Annotated in this window: 18 protein-coding genes and 1 pseudogene; 15 read left to right on the forward strand and 4 right to left on the reverse strand. The window is 71.9% G+C overall.

The window, feature by feature from the left end; genetic code table 11:
- Positions 1-250 precede the first annotated feature (250 nt).
- Both MCAG_RS02240 and MCAG_RS02245 read left to right on the forward strand, forming a co-directional pair.
- Positions 251-1,687: a S8 family peptidase gene (locus tag MCAG_RS02240; RefSeq protein WP_232290047.1), complete on the forward strand. Its 1,437-nt coding sequence runs from the start codon at positions 251-253 to the stop codon at positions 1,685-1,687.
- A 106-nt stretch (positions 1,688-1,793) separates the two neighbouring features.
- Positions 1,794-4,517 (forward strand): hypothetical protein, encoded by a 2,724-nt coding sequence (locus MCAG_RS02245; RefSeq protein WP_007071368.1) that lies wholly within the window; start codon positions 1,794-1,796, stop codon positions 4,515-4,517.
- Positions 4,518-4,711: 194 nt separating this feature from the next.
- Here the strand turns inward: MCAG_RS02245 and MCAG_RS02250 are convergent, their stop codons facing one another.
- A complete protein-coding gene (locus MCAG_RS02250) occupies positions 4,712-4,891 on the reverse strand; it encodes a hypothetical protein (RefSeq protein ID WP_007071369.1) in 180 nt (59 codons plus the stop codon).
- 497 nt (positions 4,892-5,388) lie between these two features.
- On the reverse strand, positions 5,389-6,096 hold the full coding sequence (locus MCAG_RS02260) for a DUF899 family protein (RefSeq protein WP_036371989.1): 708 nt from the start codon (positions 6,094-6,096) through the stop codon (positions 5,389-5,391).
- A gap of 137 nt (positions 6,097-6,233) precedes the next feature.
- Between MCAG_RS02260 and MCAG_RS02265 the strand changes: the two genes are divergently transcribed.
- The 3 genes and pseudogenes from MCAG_RS02265 to MCAG_RS34315 all read left to right on the forward strand — a co-directional run.
- Positions 6,234-7,154 carry an RNA polymerase subunit sigma-70 gene (locus MCAG_RS02265; RefSeq protein WP_036371992.1) on the forward strand — a complete coding sequence of 307 codons (921 nt, stop codon included), beginning with the start codon at positions 6,234-6,236 and terminating at the stop codon, positions 7,152-7,154.
- Between the two features lie 159 nt (positions 7,155-7,313).
- Entirely contained in the window at positions 7,314-7,607 is a 294-nt protein-coding gene (locus MCAG_RS02270) for a DivIVA domain-containing protein (RefSeq protein ID WP_232290048.1), read from the forward strand.
- Positions 7,608-7,634: 27 nt separating this feature from the next.
- A pseudogene (locus MCAG_RS34315) lies at positions 7,635-7,840 on the forward strand (hypothetical protein); the annotation flags it as partial.
- On the opposite strand, the gene MCAG_RS02275 reads toward MCAG_RS34315, so the two are convergent.
- Positions 7,841-10,546 carry a hypothetical protein gene (locus MCAG_RS02275; RefSeq protein ID WP_007071373.1) on the reverse strand — a complete coding sequence of 902 codons (2,706 nt, stop codon included), beginning with the start codon at positions 10,544-10,546 and terminating at the stop codon, positions 7,841-7,843.
- 198 nt (positions 10,547-10,744) lie between these two features.
- Positions 10,745-12,544 carry an ABC transporter ATP-binding protein gene (locus MCAG_RS02280; RefSeq protein ID WP_007071374.1) on the reverse strand — a complete coding sequence of 600 codons (1,800 nt, stop codon included), beginning with the start codon at positions 12,542-12,544 and terminating at the stop codon, positions 10,745-10,747.
- A gap of 81 nt (positions 12,545-12,625) precedes the next feature.
- On the opposite strand from MCAG_RS02280, the gene MCAG_RS02285 reads away from it, so the two are divergent.
- From MCAG_RS02285 to MCAG_RS33255, 10 genes are all read left to right on the forward strand, one after another.
- The gene (locus tag MCAG_RS02285; protein WP_007071375.1) at positions 12,626-13,075 is read left to right on the forward strand and encodes a MarR family winged helix-turn-helix transcriptional regulator; all 450 of its coding nucleotides are present in this window, start codon (positions 12,626-12,628) and stop codon (positions 13,073-13,075) included.
- A 205-nt stretch (positions 13,076-13,280) separates the two neighbouring features.
- Complete coding sequence (locus MCAG_RS02290) at positions 13,281-13,649, forward strand: helix-turn-helix transcriptional regulator (RefSeq protein ID WP_007071376.1); 369 nt, start codon at positions 13,281-13,283, stop codon at positions 13,647-13,649.
- Positions 13,646-14,293, forward strand: a complete 648-nt coding sequence (locus MCAG_RS02295; protein ID WP_007071377.1) for an SRPBCC family protein — start codon at positions 13,646-13,648, stop codon at positions 14,291-14,293. The genes MCAG_RS02290 and MCAG_RS02295 overlap by 4 nt, the downstream gene beginning before the upstream one ends.
- Before the next feature lie 264 nt (positions 14,294-14,557).
- Positions 14,558-15,073 (forward strand): NUDIX domain-containing protein, encoded by a 516-nt coding sequence (locus tag MCAG_RS02300; RefSeq protein WP_036371995.1) that lies wholly within the window; start codon positions 14,558-14,560, stop codon positions 15,071-15,073.
- Between the two features lie 154 nt (positions 15,074-15,227).
- Entirely contained in the window at positions 15,228-16,604 is a 1,377-nt protein-coding gene (locus tag MCAG_RS02305) for a diaminobutyrate--2-oxoglutarate transaminase family protein (RefSeq protein ID WP_007071379.1), read from the forward strand.
- On the forward strand, positions 16,601-18,118 hold the full coding sequence (locus MCAG_RS02310) for a pyridoxal-dependent decarboxylase (RefSeq protein ID WP_050777821.1): 1,518 nt from the start codon (positions 16,601-16,603) through the stop codon (positions 18,116-18,118). Before MCAG_RS02305 ends, MCAG_RS02310 begins: the two co-directional genes overlap by 4 nt.
- Positions 18,115-19,407, forward strand: a complete 1,293-nt coding sequence (locus MCAG_RS02315) for a lysine N(6)-hydroxylase/L-ornithine N(5)-oxygenase family protein (RefSeq protein ID WP_007071381.1) — start codon at positions 18,115-18,117, stop codon at positions 19,405-19,407. Before MCAG_RS02310 ends, MCAG_RS02315 begins: the two co-directional genes overlap by 4 nt.
- A gap of 37 nt (positions 19,408-19,444) precedes the next feature.
- Entirely contained in the window at positions 19,445-20,710 is a 1,266-nt protein-coding gene (locus tag MCAG_RS32020) for an MFS transporter (RefSeq protein ID WP_036371998.1), read from the forward strand.
- Positions 20,688-22,535, forward strand: a complete 1,848-nt coding sequence (locus tag MCAG_RS02325; RefSeq protein WP_198141470.1) for an IucA/IucC family siderophore biosynthesis protein — start codon at positions 20,688-20,690, stop codon at positions 22,533-22,535. Before MCAG_RS32020 ends, MCAG_RS02325 begins: the two co-directional genes overlap by 23 nt.
- On the forward strand, positions 22,519-23,155 hold a 637-nt coding region (locus tag MCAG_RS33255; RefSeq protein ID WP_304412182.1), incomplete at its 3' end, for an IucA/IucC family protein. The genes MCAG_RS02325 and MCAG_RS33255, both read left to right, overlap by 17 nt.

The following is a 23,155-nucleotide window of genomic DNA, read 5'->3' on the forward strand; positions in this document are numbered from 1 at the left end:
TGGGGGTGAACTCCGACGCCTCAGTACGTGAATTGGCAACGAGAGTGCAATGCATTGACACTGGCAAATTAAGACTGAATCATCCACGGACATGGATCACAGTCGAGTACGTCGACGGAATGCGGCCACCCTGATCGCGATTGCTGCCGCGACAACCGTCATGGCAACGGGAATTGCATCGCCGGCAACTGCTGCGGGACAAGTGCGAGGAGCCGGGGGTCCTAACGCGATCGCCGGCAGTTACCTCGTCGTGTTCGACGACCACCCGGCCGCCGACGACAGTCGCGCGGGCACCGCCGCGCTGACCGGGCGGCTGGCGGCGAAGTACGACGTCGAGGTGGAGCACACCTACGAGCACGCGCTGCGCGGCTTCGCCGGCACGATGACCCGGACAGCCGCACGACGACTGGCGGCCGAGGCCGACGTGTCGTACGTCGAGCAGAACCGGGTCGTCCGTGCGCTCGACACCCAGCCCAGCCCGCCGTCCTGGGGCCTGGACCGGATCGACCAGCGCGACCTGCCGCTGGACGTCAGCTACTCGTACCCGACGACGGCGTCGACCGTGCGCGCGTACGTGATCGACACCGGTGTCCGGACCACGCACACCACCTTCGGCGGCAGAGCCACGTGGGGCACCAACACCACCGGCGACGGCCGCGACTCGGACTGCTCCAGCAACGGCCACGGCACCCACGTCGCGGGCACCATCGGCGGCTCCCAGTACGGCGTGGCCAAGGGGGTCTCCCTGGTCGCGGTCAAGGTGCTGGGTTGCAGCGGCAGCGGCACCCTGGCCGGCGTCACCGCCGGTGTCGACTGGGTGACCGGTCACCACGCCGCCGGCGTGCCGGCCGTCGCCAACATGAGCCTCGGTGCCACCGGCGCGCAGAGCGCCCTCGAGGACGCGGTGCGCAACTCCATCGCCGACGGCATCGTCTACTCCATCTCCTCCGGCAACAGCAACGGCGACGCGTGCGGCTTCAGCCCGGCCCGGGTCGCCGAGGCGATCACCGTGAACGCCAGCACCACGACGGACGCCCGCGCGTCGTTCTCGAACTGGGGCACCTGCACCGACATCTTCGCCCCTGGGGACGGCATCGTCTCGGCGTCCAACGCGAGCGACACCGCCACCGCCACGCTCAGCGGCACGTCGATGGCCGCCCCGCACGTCGCGGGCGCCGCCGCGCTGGTCCTCGCCGGGAACTCCGGGTTGACGCCGGCCCAGGTGGCCGGCGCCCTCTTCGACGCCTCGACCCCCAACAAGATCACCAACCCGGGCACGGGCTCGCCGAACCGCCTGCTGTACACCGGCTCGGCACCGCCGGCCCCCGGCACCGCCACGCTCACCCGGTACTGGTCCGGTCGGGACCACGTCAGCTCCACCACCCACCCCGGCAGCGGCTACCAGGCCGAGGGCAGCCTCGGAAAGGTGCACACCAGCCAGGTCGCCGGCACGCATCCCCTCTACCAGTGCCAGGTGGGCAGCGACAGGTTCACCTCCCCGGCCGCCACCTGCGAGGGACGCACCTTCCTCGGGTTGATCGGCTACGCCTACGGCTCACCGCCGGCCGCACCCCACCAGCTCGTCTACCGGTGCATGGTGCGCGGCAACGGGGAGCACTTCGACTCCGCGGCCTCCAACTGCGAAGGGCAGATCACCGAGGGGCCGCTCGGATACCTGCTCCTCTAGCCTGTTCCGCCGGCCGAGGGCGGGACGCGACCCGGACATCCCGTGGTCGCGACCCGCCCGTCCCCGCCGCTCCCGCCCACCGTCAGAAACAGCGTCGGGAGGACGCATGAGACGACTGCTCGCCATCCTGGTCGCACTGGTCCTGGTGCCGTTCACCCCGATCCTGCCCACCACGTACGCCCACGCCGACGGCTGGTCGGGGCCCCAGTCGCAGATCGTCAACCGCAACGGCCGCAAGGTGATCCAACTGTGCGACCAGGGCGGCTGCCGAACGACCACACCGTTCTTCATGGCGCTGAACACGCAGAGCGCGCCGATCGGGCAGAACAACTGGTCGTACTTCAACTACCAGGCCCAATTGGCCGCCGCGAACACGGCCGCGACGGAAATGAACGTCGCACCCATGCTCCAGGTGCACCTCAACAACACCAGCGACGCGTTCATCGACCAGCTGGCCGGCAGGCTCAACCAACTCAATCCCAGGCCGTACCTGATGGTGCGGATGTACCTCCAGGACGCACCGCCCGGCGCGGAGCCCATGCGGATGAAGGACCTCCAGGGCAACGTGCGCGACGACACGAACGGCGCGGGCCACCCGTGGACGCTCGGCGAGGCGTGGCTGGCCTACCAGGAACAGCAGATCGCCCGCGTGCTGACGCGGATGGACTCCCAGTACCCCGGCCGGGTCATGGCGTTGATGATCACCTACGAGAACGGCGGCGAGTGGTTCTTCCGGCCCTACGGCTACGACGACACCGCCAACAAGATGCTGGACTGGGGCGCGCCGAACCTCTGCGCCACCGGCCCGGACGGCGTGCGGGTCTGCCAGCTCTACCCGTGGACCAACGACTCGGGCACCCAGCCCGGCCCGCGCGGACGGCACTCGTTCTACCTGGACGACTACTCCGGCAGCGCCGAGTCCGGCTTCTGCGCGTGGAGCGCCCTGCCGGCGAGCCTAATCCCGGGCTGCCGATCGGCCACGCCCACCGAACGCAACAACGCCGTGCCCGGCCAGTCGCCACCGGCCTCCGGGGCGTCACGCGGCACCGTGCTGGACCCGGCCGACATCAACTCGCTGCGGGCCGCCAAGTACAACCAGTACATGTCGTCGCGCAACGTCGCGGCCATCACCCGCCTGCTCGCCAAGGCCAAGCAGGTGACCGGCAACCGCATCCTCACCGCCACGTTCTACGGCTACCTCTACGGCCTGCGCACCGAGCTGGCGATCAGCGGAAGCAATGACCTGGCGACGCTGGTCGCCAGCCCGTCCGTGGACATCATCGGCGTGCCCTACTCGTACGGTGCCAGCCGGAGCCTGGGCAACGGCTTCGTCCAGCAGGGACCGCCGGACACCATGCGGCTGGCCAACAAGCTGTGGCTGGACGAGGACGACACGCGCACCCTGCTGGCCTGCGCGCCGACGAACTGCCAGCCGATCCCCTTCCAGACCGCCACGAACCTGTGGGACAGCATCCGCCTGCTGCGCCGCAACCTGATGACCGCCGCGATCGGCGGCCGGGCGCTGCACTTTCTGGACCTGCAGGGGGTCGGCTGGTTCGGCGACCCGGCGCGCACCGGCGACTCGGAAACCCTGTGGGCGAACCTCCAGTCCGTGTTCCGGGCCGCCGACAGGATCCAGCACGGCGGGGCGAACGCCTACCAGCCGCAGGTCGCGGTGTTCGTCGACGACGTGTCGGCCAACTACCAGCCCGCCCTGACCCCCGCCGGGGAGAACTCGTACGCCTTCGCCAGCGACCAGCTCTCCAACCTGGTGGACGACCTGACCCGGCTGGGCACGCCCGTGCGGCACTACCTGCTCAGCGACCTGACCAAGGGCAACCTCGACCTGAGCGCGATCAAGCTCGCCGTCCTACCCAACGCCTACGCGGTGTCCTCGACGGTACGCGCGGCGATCGACACCAAACTGAAGACGCCCGGCCGCACCGTGCTGTCGCTGTACGCCGCCGGGTACGTGCAGGGCGACCAGGCCGCCTCCACCGCCTCGATGGCCGCGCTCACCGGCATCACGGTCGCCAAGGGCACCGGGACGCCCGCCCTGGGGCAGAACTACTCGTTCGTCGGGCAGAGCGGCGGGCCGGCGTACCCGCTGACGCCGTGGTTCACCGTCACCGACGCGGGCGCGACGACGCTGGGCACGTACCAGGCGGGCGGGGTCTCGCTGGCGCGCAAGTCGATCCCCGTCGCGGGCGGAAGCTGGACGTCGGTGTACGCCGCCGCGCCCAAACTTCCCCTGGCCGCGCTGCGCAAGATCAGCGAGGACGCCGGGGTGCACCACTTCGCACCGGCCGGCGACACGGTGGAGGCGGCCGGCAACATGCTGATGTTGCACGCCGGCACCACCGGCGTGCGGACAGTACGGCTGCCGCAGGCCATGCCTCGGGTGTACGAGACCGCCCTGTACCCCAGCGACGTCGAGCTGTGCCGCAGCTGCTCGCAGCTGGCGAACCTGCCGTTCAACGCGGGCGACACCCGGGTGTTCCGCTGGACCTCGCCGCCGCGCGGCAACTTCGAGCTGCTCACCGGGTCCACCGTGGAGGGCTGGGCGGTCGACACGGACCAGCCGGGGACCTCGTCGGCGGTGGCCGTCTACCGGGGCGGGCCGGCGGGCCTCGGAACGTACCTGGGTGACTTCCCGACCGCGACCAACCGGCCGGACGTGAACTCGTACTTCGGCATCACCGGCGTACACGGCTTCCGGTTCGCGCTGTCCGGGTGCTCGCCCGGCACCCAGATCCACGTCTACGCCCTCGACCCGGAGGGCGGCACCGGCGACGGCAGCACGTACCTGGGGGCGCGCCCCTGCACGTGAGGCGTCGGGTGGGGGGCGACACGCCGTGCGGAACGGGCCGCCGGGTCGGCGACGACGCCGGCCGGCGGCCCGTGGGCGGCGCGCCTTCGGCGCTCAGCGAGCTGAACCGGTCGCATCATGCAGCAGCTGAAGCCGGGCGCTGAGGTCGGCGAACAGGCCGTGCAGGCGGCTCGACGAGCCGGAGGCGGCCACGATCACGCGGGGCCTCCGGGGCGCGGTGCGGCCCTGTCGATCCGGCGCACCGCTTCACCGATCTCGTCGACCGGCACCACCGCGTCGACCAACGCGCGCAGGGCGAACTCGGTCGGCTGCTCGGAGAACACGACGGCCTTGCCCAGGCCCACGGCGTAGCCCACTTCGATGCAGACGCTCACCCCCGCGTATCCGCCGTTGGCAATGACGAAGACAGCATCGGATCGGGCAACCTTGTCGAGGAACTCCCGGGTGAGGCGGATCGGTCAACGGCACAAGGTGTCGAGGTCTTTCGAGATATCTCGTGCCCGACCGGCGAAGAAGGATCTTCTCCCATAGCACGGATGGAGCCTCGGATTCCCCGGGGCGGGGCAGCAGCCGCCGGTCCGCCAGGACGGGACAGTCGAGGTGGAACGGTAGCCCCGGCCATACGGTGCCACTCCAGCTCCGGGCCGCGCTCGGTCGGACCGCCGACGACGATTGCCACCGCCAAGGCCAGGAGCAGCAGCGTGCCCGGGTGCTGCACAACCGGTGCGGCGTCGAGGGTCACCGCGACCATGACAGCCACCGTCGCACCCGCAAGCATTCGGCTCTGCGGGAAGCGCCCGCCCGCGGCACGACGCAGCAGCAGGCTGACACCGCGGCCGACCCGAGCATGATCACCTCGATCATCAGGACGTCATCGCGGTGCGACGCCGGGGCGTGACCATTGCGCGGTGGGGCGGCCGTTGAGACGCCACGGGTGCCCGGTGACCCGCGGCCAGCCTTCAGGCGAGTTCTCCCAGTTCTCCTGCCGGCCGTACACCGTGAGGTCCAGGGCGTGGTAGGTGGTCATCAACGCCTCCACGCCCCGCCCGGTGGTCCAGTAGGTCTCGTAGACCTCGTCGCCGTCGCGCAGGTAGCACGCGATGAACCCGAAGTCACGACCGTCGGCCAGAGCCGGGTCGGAGTCTTTCGCCGAATACCAGGGGAACCTATAGCCCATGAACTCCGCGAACGGGGCACTTTCGTCGTAGGGACCCTGGCAGAACACGGCGTAGGTGACGTCCCGAGCGTGCAGGTAGTCCAGCATCTGCATGTGACAGGTCGAGAAGGTGCACCCCTCACACTGATGCTCGTACGGTTTGCCGTCGTGCCACATGTGGAAGTAGGCGATGAGCATCCGGCGGCCCTCGAACACCTCCACCAGCGGGGTGTCCCCGCCAGGGCCCCGCACCGTCACCGTCGGCATCAAGGTCATCGGCAGCTGACGACGAGCGGCTGCGATCGCGTCTCCTTCGCGGGTATGGGCCTTCTCCCGGACCAGCAGTTCGTCGCGCTCGCGCAGCCAGGTCTCCCGGTCGACGACCGGGGGCGCGGCGGCGCTGGACGCGGGGGTTGCCGTCATGGCTATCTCCTTCGTGGAGTGGGGATCGGTCACAGGTACAGACGACCGAGTCGGCGATCGTCATCGGTGACCGATGACGGATGGGGTCCGCGGTCGTCAGTACGGTTGTGAGGACCACTCAGCCCCGGGGAAATCACATGTCCGACTCGCCTGATGATCAGGCGGTCTGGCTGCAGCGCGCCTTCGACGAACACCGGCGTGAGCTACACGTCCACTGCTACCGCCTCGCCGGGAACGTCACCGACGCGGACGACCTGGTGCAGGAGACCTTCCTGCGTGCCTGGCGGGCTCGCGACCGCTTCGAGGGTCGGGCGTCGGCGCGCACCTGGTTCTACCGGATCGCCACGAACGTCTTCCTCGACAGCCGCAAGGCGGCCGGTCACCGGGCGGTACCGTACGGTGATCCGCTGGAGTGGTCCACCGAGCTCGGTCCCTATCCCGACGCCCTGCTGGCCGACGATCCGCAGACCGGTCTCGCCGCCCGGGAGACCGTCGAGCTGGCCGTGATCGCAGCGCTCATGTACCTGCCGCCGCGGCAGCGGGCGGCCTTCGTGCTGCGCGACGTCTACGGCTGGACGCCGCAGGAGATCGCCGCCGCGCTCGACACCGCCGTGGCGGCCGTCAACAGCCTCCTCCAGCGGGCCCGCCACACCCTCCGGCGGCGCGCTCCGTCGGACCCGAAGGACTGGCGCCGCCCGCAGCTCACCAGTGAGGACGAAGAGATCCTGCGCCGCTACGCCAACGCGAAGGACCCGGAGACGATCCGGGCACTGCTCGCCGAGGACGTACGGATCACGATGCCGCCCGAGCCGCCGGTCGTCGGGATCGACGCGGCCGCCGAGTTCCTCGGCCGACCGCTCGACTGGCGTACGTTCCCCACCTCGGCCAACGGGCGCCCGGCACTGATCAACTATCTCCGCCGGCCCGGCAGCCCGCACTACGAGGCGTTGGTCGTCGACGTACTCCGGATCGAGAACGGGAAGATCGTAGAGAGCAACGCCTTCATCGGTGCCCGTCACGTCGCCGCCTTCAGCATGCCCGCCACGCTCGAGCCCTAGACGAGTAAGTCTCAAGCTAAGTGGCCGAGTCTGCGCTGGTAGTGGGATCGTCGGGCTCGGGCTTGGGACGTTCGTCGCCTGGTCGGGGCGGGTGTGCACGCCCGTCCCGGCCCACCGCACGGCTCCCCCCCACGCCTCCCTGCCCCGGAAAGGATCGTCGTGGCCCACGTGTATCGAGGCGGCCGGCTCTACGGCACGGGCCGGCCCGACCGGCTGACCCCGCACGAGGTGCGTACCTGGGCGTTCGACCCGCGTCGGCGGGGCGTCGACACGGATCAGGTACGCGAGTTCCAGTCCCGGCTGGCCGACGAGCTGGCCGGGTTGCACGAGGAGGTGCGGCTGCTGGTCCAGGAGAACGACCGGCTGAAACGGGCGCTGCGCGACTGGCAGGTCATGCACGCCCGGGAGTGCGTCCCGCCGGACGACGCTCCGCCCAACCGGGGGCGCTGGTAGCGGTGCGCCCGGCCCCCCGGTGACCTGCTGATCGTCGACGGCCGGGCCTCGGTGCAGTTCGCCGGGACCGGACTCTCACCTTCCGCGTGGCGTCGGTGCCCGATCTGCCGACGTACCACGGCTGGATCTGGCTGACCGGCTACGTGCTCGACCGGCGCGGCCTGGTCACCGCCAAGCGCGAAATATACGTCCAGCTCGCCGGGCTCCGCCCCGCGAGCCCGGCGGGGCCACGCTCACCCCTGGGTGGTGCACGCCCGGCGGGTGGGCGGCGGGGTGCCGTACAGCTCGTTCTCCGCCGGGTCGATCGGGTGCCGGTCGATCTCCCTCGGCACGTCCGACGGCGAGTCGAACGCCTTTCGGATGTTGGGCACGCAGAGCAGCGTGAGCCGCTTGCCGACCGCGATGCCGTTGGCGTCGAACCGGATCAGCCCGGTCACCCCCCGGTACGCGGGGTCGGCGACGTCGCGGATGTTGACGTACACCGTCGTCGGGGTGACCTCCCGGGGGTTCCACTCCCGGCCGGCCGGGGCGGAGAGGTTGCCGGCGATGTTCTGCACCGCCCGTAGGTGCAGCCGGGTCGCGTCGTAGGCCAGCCCGACCCGTTCCCCGATGTGCGAGTTGGACTGGCACAGCGACAGCACCGTCCGCACGTCGTTGAGGAAGAGCTTGCGCTCGATGTCGGTCGCGCCGATGATCCGGTTGCAGTACGCCAGCTCGCCCTTGACCACGTACGCCAGGGGCAGGCTTTCCGGCGCGGGCCGGCGGGCGGCGGTGTTCGCCAGGTACCGGTTGACCGAGTCGTCGCCGATCAGCAGCGGCACCCGGCCGCTGCAGTTCTCCGCCAGCCTGCTGGCGAACGCGCCGAACTCCGTGTACCGCCCGCCGAAGAAGACCACGCCGTCGCCGAAGCGGTCGGCGCAGACCGGCGTGAGGTCGACCCCCTGCCGCCAGTACGTCTCCTGGTAGGCGTCGTTGCCGAACCGGGCCCGTAGCCCGTCGCGCAGCGTGTTGACGTAGAGGTCGTTGCGCGCGCCCTCGTCGGGGTCGACGTTGCCGTAGGTGTAGAAGTTGAAGACCCGCTTTTTCTTCAGCACCTCGGTGACGTGGTCGTGCACGAGGGTGGCCTCGTCGATGTTGGGCGCGGAGATCTGCAGGTACCGGCTGGAGGCATCGGCGATCCGGTCGGCCGACAGCGTCGGCGCGAGGACGGGAAGGTTGAGATCGCCCAGCGCCTTGATCGCGTCCTGCACCGCCTTGCGGCTCTCCACCAGCCCGACCACGCCGAGCACCGTCGGATCGTCGCGGGCCAGGTCGGCCAGCATCCCCACCACGTCGGCGGAGTACCGCATCTCCTGGCCCGCGTTGGCGATCACGATCCGCAGGTACGGGTTGGCCCGGCTCTCGTTGGCCTCCAGGTACGCCCGGCGCTGGGCCGCCGCCATGCCCTGCAACTCCTCCCGCTCACCGGCGAAGGTCTCCTCCCCCGGCAGCGCGTCGGGCTTGGTCAGCGAACCGAAGTAGACAAGCGTGACCCGGGGGCGGTCCCGGCGGACGGCCCACGCCGCCTCCACCTCCCGGTTCTGGTCGAAGATCTGCCGCTGCACGGCGAGCAGCGACTCGTCCCGGCTGAACAGTTGCCGCCCGTGGTCGCTGTAGCCGACGCACTGGCCGTCGCGCACCGTCGTGCGTACCAGCCCGTCCGCGGCCGACGGCGGCCACTCGCAGTCCGCCCGCCACCGCTGCACCTGCCCGGGGATCTGCCACACACCGAAGGTGGTCAGCACCACGGCGGTCAGCGCGGCCAGCGCGACCGGCCGGGCCAGCCACGGCGAGCGCGGCGGCACGATCCGGGACAGCCGGTTACGGAAGGGCGTCAGGTCCGCCGGGGGCATCTCCACCTGGAGGTACCAGGCATTGTCCTCCCGGGCCCGCCGCGCCCGGGGCAGGCCGCTGCGCCACGCCCGGTACGCCCCCTCCACCCCGTCGAGCGGCACGAGCTGGCCGGCGACGGCCGGGTCGGTCGGCGACAGCCCGTCCGGCGGCACGTCGTGGCCGTTCGTGATGACCAGCAGGGGGTCGGAGCGCCCCGTCTCGTCGCGGACCGCGTTGATGAGCTTGACCAGGGCGTATCCGCCGTTGCCCGGCGCGAGGCCGTCCAGCAGGATCACCGGGCAGGCGGTGCGCCGCCACGGCTTGAGCCGCCACGGCCGGCGACGGTACTCCACGCGCAGGTCCTGCAGGAACGCGTGCACCAGCAGCAGGTCGATCTGCTCCTGGTCCTCCGTCTCCCGGGACGGGACGGTGAGCCGGCTGGCGAAGGCGAAGAAGTCGCCCGCCGCGAGTTCGGGCGCGAGGTACTGCTGACGCATGAACCAGCGGAACCGGCGGCCCGCGCCGAACAGCCAGCCGGTGGTCAGCAGCCGGAACATCAGACCGGGCAGGACCCGCAGGGTCAGCCACAGCAGCAGGCCGGGCCACCCGCCGAGGTCCGGTGGCGCCTGCTGCCCGTCCCAGGCCGCCCGCTGCGAGATCCGCTCGCGCAGTTGCTGGGCCAGCTCCCGGCGTCGCCGGTTGGTTGGCACGCCGGACAGGTCCACCTGCATGAGCCCGTCGGCCAGCGCGTAGTGGCGGAACCCCAGCCGGTCCGCGCCCCCGAAGTTCCCGGCCGCCAGCCCCGTGTACGCCTCGTGCAGCAGCGCGCGCACGTCCCGGCCGGTGGCGTCGATGCGCACGTGCGGCACCCGGCGCTCCTCGCCGGCGAACACGTGCGCCATCATGGCCAGCGGCGACGCCGTCTGGGGCCGGGAGACCAGGCACAGCAGCGGCAGCCGCCAGCCGCCGCGCCTGGGTCGCAGCACCATGGACTCGACCAGCTCCACCAGCCGGTGGAACTCGGCGTACGCCCGCCGGTCCTGCTCGGGAAACCTCTCGCCGGCCATGTGCCCCCATTCCCAGAATCGCCGAACAGTCCGCGAATTCGTCGGACCCGCCGTCTCAGCGAGAGAAACACCCCGTTGTGCCGCGCAAAGAACAACCGGTCGCTCGATGGTAGGCGCGGATCGACGTGCCTGCCAGAACCGCCGGGGCCGTGGCCGAAATGGAATCAGGCGGGCTGTCAGATGGAATCGGGCGGGCCGTCAGGCGGCGAGGGTGGCGTACCGGCCGGCGCGGTCGAGCAGGCTGGCGTGCGTGCCGGACTCGACGATCCGGCCGTGGTCGAGCACAGCGATCTGGTCGGCGTCGCGCACGGTGGAGAGCCGGTGGGCGATGGTGATCGTGGTGCGTCCCCGGGCCAGCTCGTCGAACGCCCGCTGCACCGCGCGCTCCGTCTCGGTGTCCAGCGCGCTGGTGGCCTCGTCGAGGACCAGCACCCGGGGGTCGCGCAGCAGGGTGCGGGCGATGGCGAGGCGCTGCTTCTCCCCGCCGGAGAAGCGGTGTCCCCGCGAGCCGACCATGGTGTCGTACCCCTCGGGGAGGGCGGCGATGACGTCGTGGATCTGCGCGGCGCGGGCAGCGCCGACGATCTCGGCGTCGGTGGCGTCCGGCCGGGCGTAGCGCAGGTTCTCCCGCACGGTGGTGTGCAGCAGGTAGGTCTCCTGGCCGACCACGCCCACGACGGCGGCCAGGTCGGTCAGCCGCAGGTCGCGCAGGTCGACGCCGTCGATGGTGACGCGGCCGGCGGTGGGGTCGTGCAGGCGGCAGACCAGGGCGGCGAGGGTGCTCTTGCCGGAGCCGGTGTGTCCGACGACGGCCAGGCTGGTGCCGGCCGGGACGTCGAGGGTGACGCCGGCCAGGGCGGCGGTGTCGCTGCCCGGGTAGGTGAAGGTGACGCCCTCGATCCGCACGTGGCCACGGACCCGGCGCGGGTCGATGTCGACCGGCCGCGCGGGGTCGTCGACCTCGACGGGAAGGTCGAGGTACTCGAAGATCCGGGCGAACAGCGCCATCGAGGCGGTGAGTGACACGCCCACGTCGAGCAGGCCCATGAGCGGGCGGAACAGCCCGCCCTGGAGGGCGGTGAACGCGACCAGGGTGCCGATGCTGAGTGTGCCGGCGGCCCCGGGCAGGCCGGCGCCGAGGTAGATGAGCGCGGGGATGGCGGCGAAGATGACGCTCATCGAGGCCATCCGCCAGCGGCCGGCCAGATCGGAGCGCAGCTCCAGGTCGACCAGGCGGGCGGAGGAGGCGGCGAACCGGTCGACGAGCGCGCCGCCCGCGCCGAGGGTCTTGCTGAGCTGCACGCCGCTGATCGACAGCCCCTCCTCGATGGTGACGTTGAGGTCGGCCAGCTCCCGCTGCCGCTGGGCGGTGATCTCCCGTCGCATCCGGGCGACCCGGCGGGTGAGCCAGATCGACGGGGGCAGCACGACCAGGGAGATCAGCGACAGCCGCCAGGACAGCGCCACCATGGCCACGGCGGTGGCGACGACGGTGGTGAGGTTCGACGCGATCGAGGTGGCGGTGGAGGTGACGACCGTCTGCATGCCGCCGATGTCGTTGGTGATGCGGGACTGCACCTCGCCGGTGCGGGTGCGGGTGAAGAACGCGATGGACTGCCGGTGCAGGTGGGTGAAGACGTCGGTGCGCAGCCGGTGCATGACCTGCTGGCCGACGCGGGTGGAGAGCCAGGTCTGGACCACGCCGAGGGCCGCGGTCACGACGGCGACGGCGATCATGCCGAGGACCAGCCGGGCCAGCAACGTCAGGTCGCGCTCGGGCAGGGCCCGGTCGATCACCGTACGCAGCAGGAACGGCGACGCCATGGCGACGATCGAGGAGGCCACGATGATCGCGGTGACGGCCACGAGCTGCCAGCGGTACGGGGCGAAGAGCCGGCCGACGCGGCGCAGCGACACCTGCCGGGCCTGGGCCTTCTCGGCGGGGCTGACGGTGCGGGGGCCGCCTCGGCTCTCGCGGTGGGTGGGGGGTGTGTCCAAGGGACGCCCTTCGGTCGGGACGACAATAATGAGGTTACCTCATCATGAGGTGACAACAGTAGTTGCTGCTACCGTATTCCGGTGAGCGCCGACATTCCGGTGAGCCCTGACACTCCGGCGAGTCCCGACGAGGAGGGCCTGGCCGAGAGCTTCTGGGCCGTCGCCCGGCGGCTGCGGCACCTGTCCCGGCAGACCCTCGCACCGTGGGAGATCAACCCCGGGCACGCCCGCGCGCTGGGCATACTCACCCGACACGGCGCCATGCGGCTCAGCACGCTGGCCGAGCACCTGCGCATCGCGCCGCGTTCCGCCACCGAGGTGGTCGACGGCCTCCAGGAGCGCGGCCTGGTCGCCCGCCGCCCCGACCCGGCCGACCGGCGGGCCACCCTGGTCACCCCCACCGACGAGGGGGTACGCGTCGGCGCGGCGATCCGCACCGCCCGGTACGCCGAGGCCGAACGCCTCTTCGGCGGGCTCAGCCCGGCCGATCGGGCCCACCTGGCCCGCATCCTGCGCACCCTGCGCGACTGACCACCGCCCCACACCCGGGCCGGCGGCTCCGCTTCAGGTCAACGGCCACCGCTGGAGGCCCCCACAGCCCGCAGCAGGTGGCCGTCCGGGGCCGGCTGCCACATTCCACCTTCCCCCTCGTACGACCGCCACCGACGGGCTTCGACACGCCACCCGACCGATAACAGCAGTAGCTTATATAAGAATGCTCTGATATAAAGATGGGGTGCATGCCTTCGACGTTCTGGGCGAGCCCGTGCGCAGGCGGATCCTCGAACTGCTCGCCGAGGGTGAGCGGAGCGCCGGGTCCGTCTGCGAGGTGATCCAAGCGGAGTTCGGCATCTCCCAGCCGGCCGTGTCCCAACACCTGAGGGTGCTGCGCGACAGCGGTTTCGCCACGGTGCGCCCGCAGGGGGCCCGCCGGCTGTACGCGGTGAACCCCGAGCCACTGCGCGAGGTCGACGACTGGCTCGGCCACTTCCGCCGGTTCTGGACCCCGCCCCTGCACGCCCTGGCCACCGAGCTCGCGCGGGGCCGCCGGGAACGCCGGCTGGCCACGGAGGCCGAGGAACCCGAGAAGAGGAGACCAGAATGATCGACGCCACGCACCAGGTCAGCGGCGTGGAGCGCCGGGTGGGCAGCCGCGTGCTGCCCGCCGGGCAGGCCCGGGTGATGACCATCAGCCAGACGTACGACGCACCGGTCGAGGACGTCTGGGACGCCTGCACCAACATCGAGCGCATTCCGCGCTGGTTCCTGCCGATCAGCGGCGAACTGCGCCTGCACGGCCGGTACCAGTTCGAGGGCAACGCGGGCGGCGAGGTGCAACGCTGCGACCCGCCGGAGAGCTTCGCCGCCACCTGGGAGATGGGTGACCAGGTGAGCTGGATCGAGGTGCGCCTGTCCCCGGAGCCCGGCGACCGGACCCGGTTCACGCTGGAGCACGTCGCGCACGTCGACGACGCGATCTGGGACCAGTTCGGGCCCGGCGCGGTCGGGGTCGGCTGGGACATGGGGCTGGTCGGGCTGGCCACCTACCTGCGCGCCGGGGACGGCGGCGACGACAACCCCGCCGTGCAGGGCGCCGAGTGGGCGGCGTCGGCTGAGGGCCGGGAGTTCCTGGCGACGATCAGCACGCTCTGGGGCGAGGCGAGCGCGGCGGCCGGCACCGATCCGGCCCAGGCGGCCGCGGCGGCGCAGCGAACCACGGAGGCGTACACGGGGGCCCCGGCCGGCTGACCCGCCGAGGGCGACCACCCGGAGCGCCATCGACCACCGACCGATGTGGACAAGTGTCGTCGCCTGGGCACTGTTGGCCGACGAACAACAACTGTCCACAATCGGGGCGGTTCCGGACGGCGCAGGCGGCAGGCGGGGTGGGGCGGCTCGGGCGGCGGGCGGGGCGGCGCAGGCACGGCGGTCGACTGCGCCCGGGCGGCGAGCGCCGGCTCGCGCCGGCCACCCCTGCCGGCAGCGCGCGGCCGGCGCGGTAACGTGCCCCGCGTGACCGGCGCACCATACTCCCACTGTTCCTACTGCGGCACGGGCTACCCGCCGGAAGCCGGCTGGCCCCGGGTGTGCGTGGCCTGCGGCCAGACCGTGTGGCGCAACCCGACGCCGGTCGCGGTCGCGGTGTTGCCGGTACGCACCGACGTCGGCCTCGGCGTGGTCGTGGTCCGCCGGGACATCGAGCCCGCGCGCGGACTGCTCGCCCTGCCCGGCGGCTTCATCGAGTACGGCGAGGCGTGGCAGGAGGCCCTGGTCCGGGAGCTGTGGGAGGAGACGGGGCTGGTGGCGTCCGCCGAGGACGCGGAGTTGTTGGCGGTGCACGGGGCGCCGGCCGGCGGCACCATGATGGTGTTCGGGACGCTGCCCGAGCGAGCGGTCGAGGAGTTGCCGCCGTCGGCGCCCACCGAGGAGGCGACCGAGTGGCTTGTGCTCACCGAGCCGGTTGAGCTGGCCTTCTCCACCCACACCCGGGTGCTGGCCGACTTCCTGGCCGCCCACCGGGCGGCCTGACCGCCTCCAGGTGCGCTGGCTCGTACCTGTGGCTGTAGCGGCAGCGACGACTACCTGTGGGACTGCCCGAGACGGCCGCACCAGCGTGGGGGCCGGGGGCAGATAGCGCAGCCGTTGACCCCTATGGTTAGGTGAGCCTAACCTAGGAGGTCTTATGGCTCTCGCCTCTGCATGGTCTGACGACCCGTCCCCTGTTGCCGTTCTGGAGCGGCAGCGGCGTCGTGAGTCCGCCGCACGCACCTATGCCCGGTCGTTCCCCATCGTGCCGGTCCGGGCGCGTGGGATGACGATCGAGGGTGCGGACGGGCGGCACTACCTCGACTGCCTGTCCGGCGCCGGCACCTTGGCGCTCGGCCACAACCATCCCGTGGTCGTCGAGGCCATCCGTCGGGTGCTGGACTCCGGGGCCCCGCTGCACGTGCTCGACCTGGGCACGTCCGAAAAGGACGAGTTCACCAGTGTGTTGCTGGAGACGATGCCGGGCGGGCCGAGCGGCTGGCGTGTGCACTTCTGCGGGCCCGCCGGCACTGACGCCGTCGAGGCGGCGCTCAAGCTGACCCGGACGGTCACCGGGCGGCGCAACGTCCTCACGTTCACCGGCGCCTACCACGGGATGACGGCCGGCGCTCTCGCCGTCAGCGCCAACGTGGAGGTCAAGGCTCCACTCGGGACAACCGGCCTCGACGTCACCCGCCTGCCGTTCCCGTACGACTACCGGTGTCCTTTCGGGATCGGCGGCGACATGGGCACCGACATCGGTGTGCGGTACCTGGAGACGTTGCTGACCGACTCGCACTCCGGGATGCTCCCTCCCGCTGCAATGATCGTCGAACCGGTGCAGGGCGAAGGTGGGACCATTCCGGCGCCCGACAGCTGGTTGCGGCGGATGCGGCAACTCACCGCCACCCACGGCATTCCGCTGATCGTCGACGAGGTCCAGACGGGCGTCGGCCGTACCGGCGCATTCTGGGCCGTTGAGCACAGTGGCGTGATTCCGGACGTGATGGTGCTGTCCAAGGCTATCGGCGGCAGTCTGCCGCTGGCGGTCATCGTCTACCGCGAGGAGTTGGACAGCTGGGCGCCCGGGGCGCACACCGGAACGTTCCGCGGCAACCAACTGGCGATGGCCGCCGGCACGGCAACGCTGCGGTACGTCGCCGAGGCGGGTCTTGCGCAGCGCGCAGCCGAGGTCGGCGATCGCATCATGCGTGAGTTGCGGACCGTGCAGACCCGGCAGCCCTGCATCGGGCAGGTTCGCGGACGCGGCCTCATGATCGGTGTCGAGATCGTCCGGCCGGACGCCGAATCCGACGCCCGCGGTGCCCGACCTGCCGCCCCGGACATCGCCCGGGAGATCCGCAGTCAGTGCCTTCGGCGGGATCTCCTCGTGGAGCTGGGTGGACGCAACGACGCCGTGGTGCGGTTGCTCCCGCCGTTGACCATCACCGACGACGAGGCGACCACGGTCGTGGAGCGGCTCGCCGAGGCGATCGCGGCGGCCGAGCGCGACTACGCCGGAGTGCCGGCATGACCGCCGTCCTGGCTGCCCACGCCCGTGACACCGTCGGCGTGGGTGCCGACAACCTGGCAGGTGGAGCTGGTGGACCGGCCGCCCTCGCGCCGCTGCTCGCCGTGGCGTTGCGCGCCATGGCAGCTGGCGCCGAGCGACGCGGCGGCCCGCTGCCGGCCGGCGGGTCCGCCGGTGTCGCCGCTGCCGTCGCCGCCGCACTCGACGGCGACCCGCTGCCCGAGCACGGGGTGGGGGCGGCGGAGGCGATCACTGCCGTGGCCGGTGAGCTGACCGCCGGTACCGCCGATCCGGCCGACCCGCGGTGCGCCGGGCACCTGCACTGCCCGCCGCTGGCGGTGGCGGTGGCCGCCGAGGTCGTCGCCGGAGCCCTCAATCCGTCGCTCGACTCGTGGGACCAGGGGCCTTCGGCCACCGCCCTGGAGCCGTGGGTGATCCGGTCCCTCGCGGGTCTCGTCGGCTACCCGGCCGACGCCGCCGGTGTGCTGACCTCCGGTGGCACCGAGTCCAACCTGATGGGCCTGCTGCTCGCGCGTGACGCCGCGGTGGAGAAGCTGACCGGGCGGTCGGCCGCCGCACACGGCGTGGGAGCCGCTGGCCGCCGACTGCGGATCTTCTGCAGCGAAGTGGCGCACTTCTCGGTGCGCCGCAACGCCGCTCTGCTCGGGCTGGGCGAGGATTCGGTAGTCGCGGTCGCCGCCGACGCGGCGTACCGGATGGATCCCGGCGCCCTCGCCGATCAGCTCGCCGCGACCGTGCGTGACGGCCTCGTCCCGGCGGCGGTCGTCGCCACGGCCGGCACCACGGACTTCGGCAGCATCGATCCGCTGCGCGACGTGGCGGCGGTGGCGCACCGGTACGGCGCGTGGTCGCACGTGGACGCGGCATTCGGCGGCGGTGCGCTCTTCTCCGACCGGCTCGCCGGTCTGCTCGACGGCCTTTCCCACGCCGACTCCGTCGCGCTGGACCTGCACAAGCTGGGCTGGCAGCCGGTCGCCGCCGGGGTCTTCCTGGCTGGCGCCGCGCAGGCGCTGCGCCCGCTGGCGCGCCGCGTGGCGTACCTCAACCCGGCCGACGACGAGGCGGCCGGCTACCCGAGCCTGCTCGGGCATTCGCTGCGCACCACGCGGCGGGTCGACGCGTTGAAGGTGGCCGTGACATTCCGGGCACTCGGTCGCCATGGCATCGGCCGGCTCGTCGACGCCTGCCACGACCTGGCAGGGCACGCCGCCGCCCGGGTCGGCGCCGACGACCGGCTCGAACTCGCCGTGCCGCCGGTGCTCACCACAGTCGTCTTCCGGTACCGCACCGACGCGGCACGGGTCGACACGGTGAACGCGGAACTGCGCCGCCGGCTGCTGCGCGGCGGTGCCGCCGTCATCGGTCGCACCGAGATCGACGGGGCCGTCTGGCTCAAGCTGACCCTGCTCAACCCCCACGCCACCACTGCGGACGTCGACGCGCTGTTGGACCTCGTCTGCGCCGCCGGTGACGCCGTCACGGAGACAACCGCATGATCGACGAGTACGACCTGGTCGGTGTCGGCCTGGGACCGTTCAACCTGGGCCTCGCCGCCCTCGCGGAACCCCTGGATGACGTGCGCGCCCTCTTCGTCGACGGGCGAGAGGCGTTCAGCTGGCATCCCGGCCTGCTGCTCGAAGGTGCCCGCCTGCAGGTGCCGTTCCTGGCCGACCTCGTGTCGCTGGTGGACCCGACGAGCCGCTGGTCGTTCCTGGCCTATCTGCGCAGGCACGATCGGCTGTTCCCGTTCTACTTCGCCGAGCGCTTCCAGATCCCCCGCCGCGAGTATGACGACTACTGCCGGTGGGTGGCCGAGTCGTTGCCGTCGTGCCGGTTCGGCACCCTGGTGCAGGCGGTGCGGTGGGACGCCGGCCGGTTCCTGGTGGAGCTGTGCGACGTCGCGACCGGAGCGCTGCGCGTGGTGGCGGCCCGCAACGTGGTGCTCGGCGTCGGCACCGAGCCGGTCGTACCGCCGTCGGTGGAGCCGTTGCTCGGCACGCGCGTGTTCCATGCCGGGCGGTACCTGGAGCACGCGCCGGCGCTGGCCGGTGCGCGGGACGTGACGGTGATCGGGTCCGGGCAGTCGGGGGCCGAGGTCTTCCTCGACCTGCTGCGCCGCGCGGACGACACCGGCTGGCACGTGCGGTGGCTGACCCGGTCGCCGGCGTTCGCCCCGATGGAGTACTCCAAGCTCGGCCTCGAACACTTCACCCCGGACTACACCCGCTACTTCCGGCAGTTGTCCCAGCCGGTCCGCGACCGGCTGCTGCCCACGCAGTGGCAGCTGTACAAGGCGATCAGCGCCGAGACCATCGCCGAGATCCATGATGTGCTCTACGAGCGCAGCATCGGCGGTCGCACCGTGCCGGCGACGTTGATGGCCAACGTCGCCGTCGAAGGGGCGGGCGTCGACGCCGGCGGGTACGTACTGACCTGCCGTCAGACCCAGCAGGACCGGACGTTCGAGGTCCGTACCGACCGTGTCGTGCTCGCGACCGGGTACGCGGCGCGGCGCCCGGCGCTGCTCGACCCGCTCGCCGACCTGCTCGACCTCGACGAGCGCGGACGGTACCGGGTGGACAGCGACTACCGTGTCGCGCTCGATCCCGCCGTCACCGGCTCGCTGTTCGTACAGAACGCCGAGGCACACACCCACGGCGTCGGCGCCCCGGATCTGGGCCTGGGGGCGTGGCGCAGCGCCACGATCCTCAACGCGCTGACCGGGGGCAAGGCGTACCGGCTGCCGGAGCGCACGGCGTACACCAGTTTCGGGATCGAGGCGTGAGCGCGGGCGTGCCGCGCGTGCACCGACGGACCGCGACGTGAACCGGCGAGCAGGCCGGTTGGTGCTGCTCGGCGTCGTGGCTCTGCACATGATCGCCGACAGTGCGCTGAGCCCGTTCTACCCGCAGCTGTTCCGGGAGTTGTTCGGGGTGACCGACCTGACGGCGACCGGCACGTACGTGTGGGCGTGCCGGGCCGCCGCCGTGGTGTCCCTGCCGTTGTGGGGCCTGGCGGCGCGCCGCTGGCCCGCGCACCGGCTGGCGGTGGCCGGTCTCGTCGCGGCGGCGGTGCTGGACCTGACGTTGGCCGTCACGCCGACGTTCGCGATGTTCACCGTGGTGTCGGTGGCGTTGGTGGCGGCGACCATGTCGCTGGCGTTGGCGTATCCGGCGCTGGTCGCGCTCGGCGACAGCGACGACAGGCTGCCGCAGGTACGGGCGTTCGCCGTCGTCACCCACGTGGCGACGGTGGCCGCGACCCTGCTCGGGGCGGGGATCATGGCGTTGCCGGAGCCGCGGGTGGGCCTGGCCGCGTTCGCCGTGTTCGACGTGATCCTCGCGTTCGCCTGCCACCGCGTGCTCGGCCGGAAAACAGTCGTGACGGCGGCGCCGGTCGAGGCCCCGGCCGCCGAACCGACGGTCGCCCGGCGTGCGGTGTGGGCGGGCGTGGCGCTGGTCGCGGCGATCGTGTTCGTCGTGGAGGTCGGGCGCAACGTCGTCCGGCCGTTCTTCACCGCGTACGTCGACGCAGCTGGCGCGGGCCCGATGCTCGCCGCCGTGCTGTTCCTGCTGCCCAGCCTCGCGGCCCTGGCCGTGCTGCCCGCCGCCGAGGTGGCCCGGCGGCGGCTTGGCCGGGCACTTCTGCCGGCCGCCTGCGCCGTCGCCGCCGTCGGCCTGCTGATGCAGGCCGTCTCCGTGCACCCGGCCGCGGTGGCGGCCGGCCGGCTCGTCTTCGGCGTCGGTCTCGGCTTCGGTCAGATCGCGCTGGACCTGCGGATCTTCGCCGCCACCGGTGTCCGCGGCCCGGCGTTCGCGGCGGTGGAGACCGTCAGCACGGTCGCGCTGCTTGCCAGCCCGATCGTCGCCACCGCCGCCGTGGCGGTGGCGTTGCCCGGGCCGCTGTTCGTCGGCGCCGCCGTCTTCGCGGTCCTCGCCGTGCTGGTGGCCGTGCGTCGCCGCCGTGCCGTCGTCGTCGCCGGACCCGTCACCAGACCCGTCGCCGCACCCGTCGCCGCACCCGTCACCGCACCCGTCGTCGCACCCGTCGTCCTGGAGGAGAGCAGTGCCCCCGAACCCGTCCGTTGAGGCGATCGAGCCGGCCGCAGACCTGCGGATGTGGCGCGCGGCCGGGCGCGTCCTGCTGGCTCGCACCATCGCCGAGCTGGCCTACGAAGACCTGATCGTTCCCGTCGCCGACGGTGCCGAGGACCGGTGGACGGTCATCCTGCCCGGCGACGTCCGGTACGCCTTCCGGGCGCGGCGCGCCACGTTCGACGCGTGGCGCATAGCACCGGAGAGCATCACCCGGCACGCGGCCGGAACCGCTGACGAAGCCGCCGATCCGGTCAGGTTCATTCTCGACGCCCATCCGGTGCTCGGGCTGTCCGGCGCGGTGCTGGCCGAGCTGGTACGCGACCTGACCGCCACACACGTCGCCGACGTGCGACTGCTGGCCAACGCCCGCCCCGCGAAGGAACTCGCCGATCTGTCGCACGAGGACCTGGAGGCGCACCAGACCGGTCACCCGTGCCTGATCCTGAACAAGGGCCGGCTGGGCTTTTCCGCCGCCGATGCCGCCCGGTACACCCCGGAGGCCGCCGGTGAGCTGCAGTTGATCTGGTTCGCCGTCGCGCCGGAGCTGGCCCGGTACACCGCCGTGCCGGGACTGACCGCCGACGCGCTGCTCGCCGACGAGCTGGACGCCGTGACGAGGGCCGACTTCGCCGCCCGGATCCGCGAGCGCGGCGGCGAGCCCGACGCCTACGTCTGGTTGCCGGTGCATCCGTTCCAGGCCGACGAGATCGTGATGCCGCTGTTCGCCCCGCAACTGGCCGACGGCAGCATGATCATGCTCGGTGCGGCGCCGGACCGCTACCGCCCGCTGCAGTCGGTCCGTACGTTGACCAACCTGGACCGTCCGGGGCGACGCAACGTCAAGGTCCCGCTCATGATCCGCAACACGTTGATCTGGCGCGGGCTCTGCGAGGCGCAGACCGGCTGCGCGCCGCCGATGACCACCTGGCTGCAGGGCCTGCGGGACGGCGACGAGTTCCTGCGCGACGAGTGCCGCGTCGTGGTCCTCGGTGAGGTGGCGTCGGTCAGCGTCGCGCATCCGACCTTCGCGCAGCTGCCCGACGCGCCGTACCGCTTCCACGAGCTGCTCGGCGCCATCTGGCGGCAGCCGGTGCACAGCTACCTGGAGCCCGGCGAGCGGGCCCGGACGATGGCGACGTTGCTGCTGGAGGGGTCCGACGGGCGGGCGGTGGTGGCGGAGCTGGTGCAGCGTTCGGGTCTGGACCCGGTCAGCTGGCTGCGGGCGTTCCTGCGGGCACTGCTGCCGCCGTTGCTGCACTACCTCTACCGGTACGGCACATCGTTCACCCCGCACGGCGAGAACGTTGTGCTGATCAGCGACGCCGCCGAGCGGCCGGCCCGGATCGCCCTCAAGGACTTCAGCTCCGACGTGGAGATCCTGCCGGACGACCTGCCGGAGTACGCGCAACTGCCGCCGGAGGTGTTCGCGAAGCTGCACCGCTGGCCCGCGACGGATCTGGCCCACTCCATCCAGTCCGCGATCTGCGCCGGGCACTTCCGTTTCTTCGCCGACGTCGTCGAACGACACCTCGGCGTGCCGGAGGAGCTGTTCTGGTCGCTGGTACGCGAACCGATCGACGAGTACCACGCCCGCTTCCCCGAGCTGGCCGACCGGATCGCCGAGTTCGACCTGCTCGGTCCCCGTTTCGCCAAGGTGGCGCTGAACCGCGAGCAGCTGACGGGCGGGGGTTTCCACGAACGCGCCGAGCGCGACGCCGACTTCGACCTGATGCACGGCAGCGTGGCCAACCCGCTGTACCGACCCGAGCCTGCCGCACCGACCCTGACGGAGACCACCCGTGTTCGACCCTCCTGAGCTGACCGACGACACCTGGCGGCGGGCCGCGGCGGCGCTGACCGCCAAGATGATTGCCGAGCTGTCGTTCGAGCAGGCGCTCCAGCCGCAACCGCTGGGTGAAGGCCGGTACCGGGTACACGTCACCGATGCGGTCGCCTACGAGTTCACCGGTCGAGCCGTCGCGATGGACTCCTGGCGGATCGAGCCGGCCTCCGTGGTGCGCGCGGCGTCGGACGGGGAGCCGGCCGACCCGTACCGGCTGCTTCTCGACCTGCACGCCGCCTGGGACCTGGACCCGGCGGTGACCGCGCTGACGGTGTCCGAGTTGGCCGCGACGCTGTCGGCCGACGCTTATCTGCTGGCCACCGGCCGGCCCGTCGCGGAGCTCGCCGAGCTGTCGCACGCCGAGCTGGAGGGACACCAGACCGGCCACCCGTGGATCTTCGCGAACAAGGGCCGGGTCGGCTTCTCCGGCCCGGACAGGTACGCACACGCCCCGGAGGCGCGCCGCCGCACCCGGCTGCGGTGGATGGCCGCGCACCGAAACATCGCCGAGCACCACGGCCTGCCCGGACTCGACGGGCCCGCCCTCATCGAGCGCGAACTCGACCCTGACACGCGCGACGCGTTCACTGCGG

It is taken from the genome of Micromonospora sp. ATCC 39149, assembly GCF_000158815.1.
In the GTDB taxonomy this organism is placed as follows: Bacteria; Actinomycetota; Actinomycetes; order Mycobacteriales; family Micromonosporaceae; genus Micromonospora.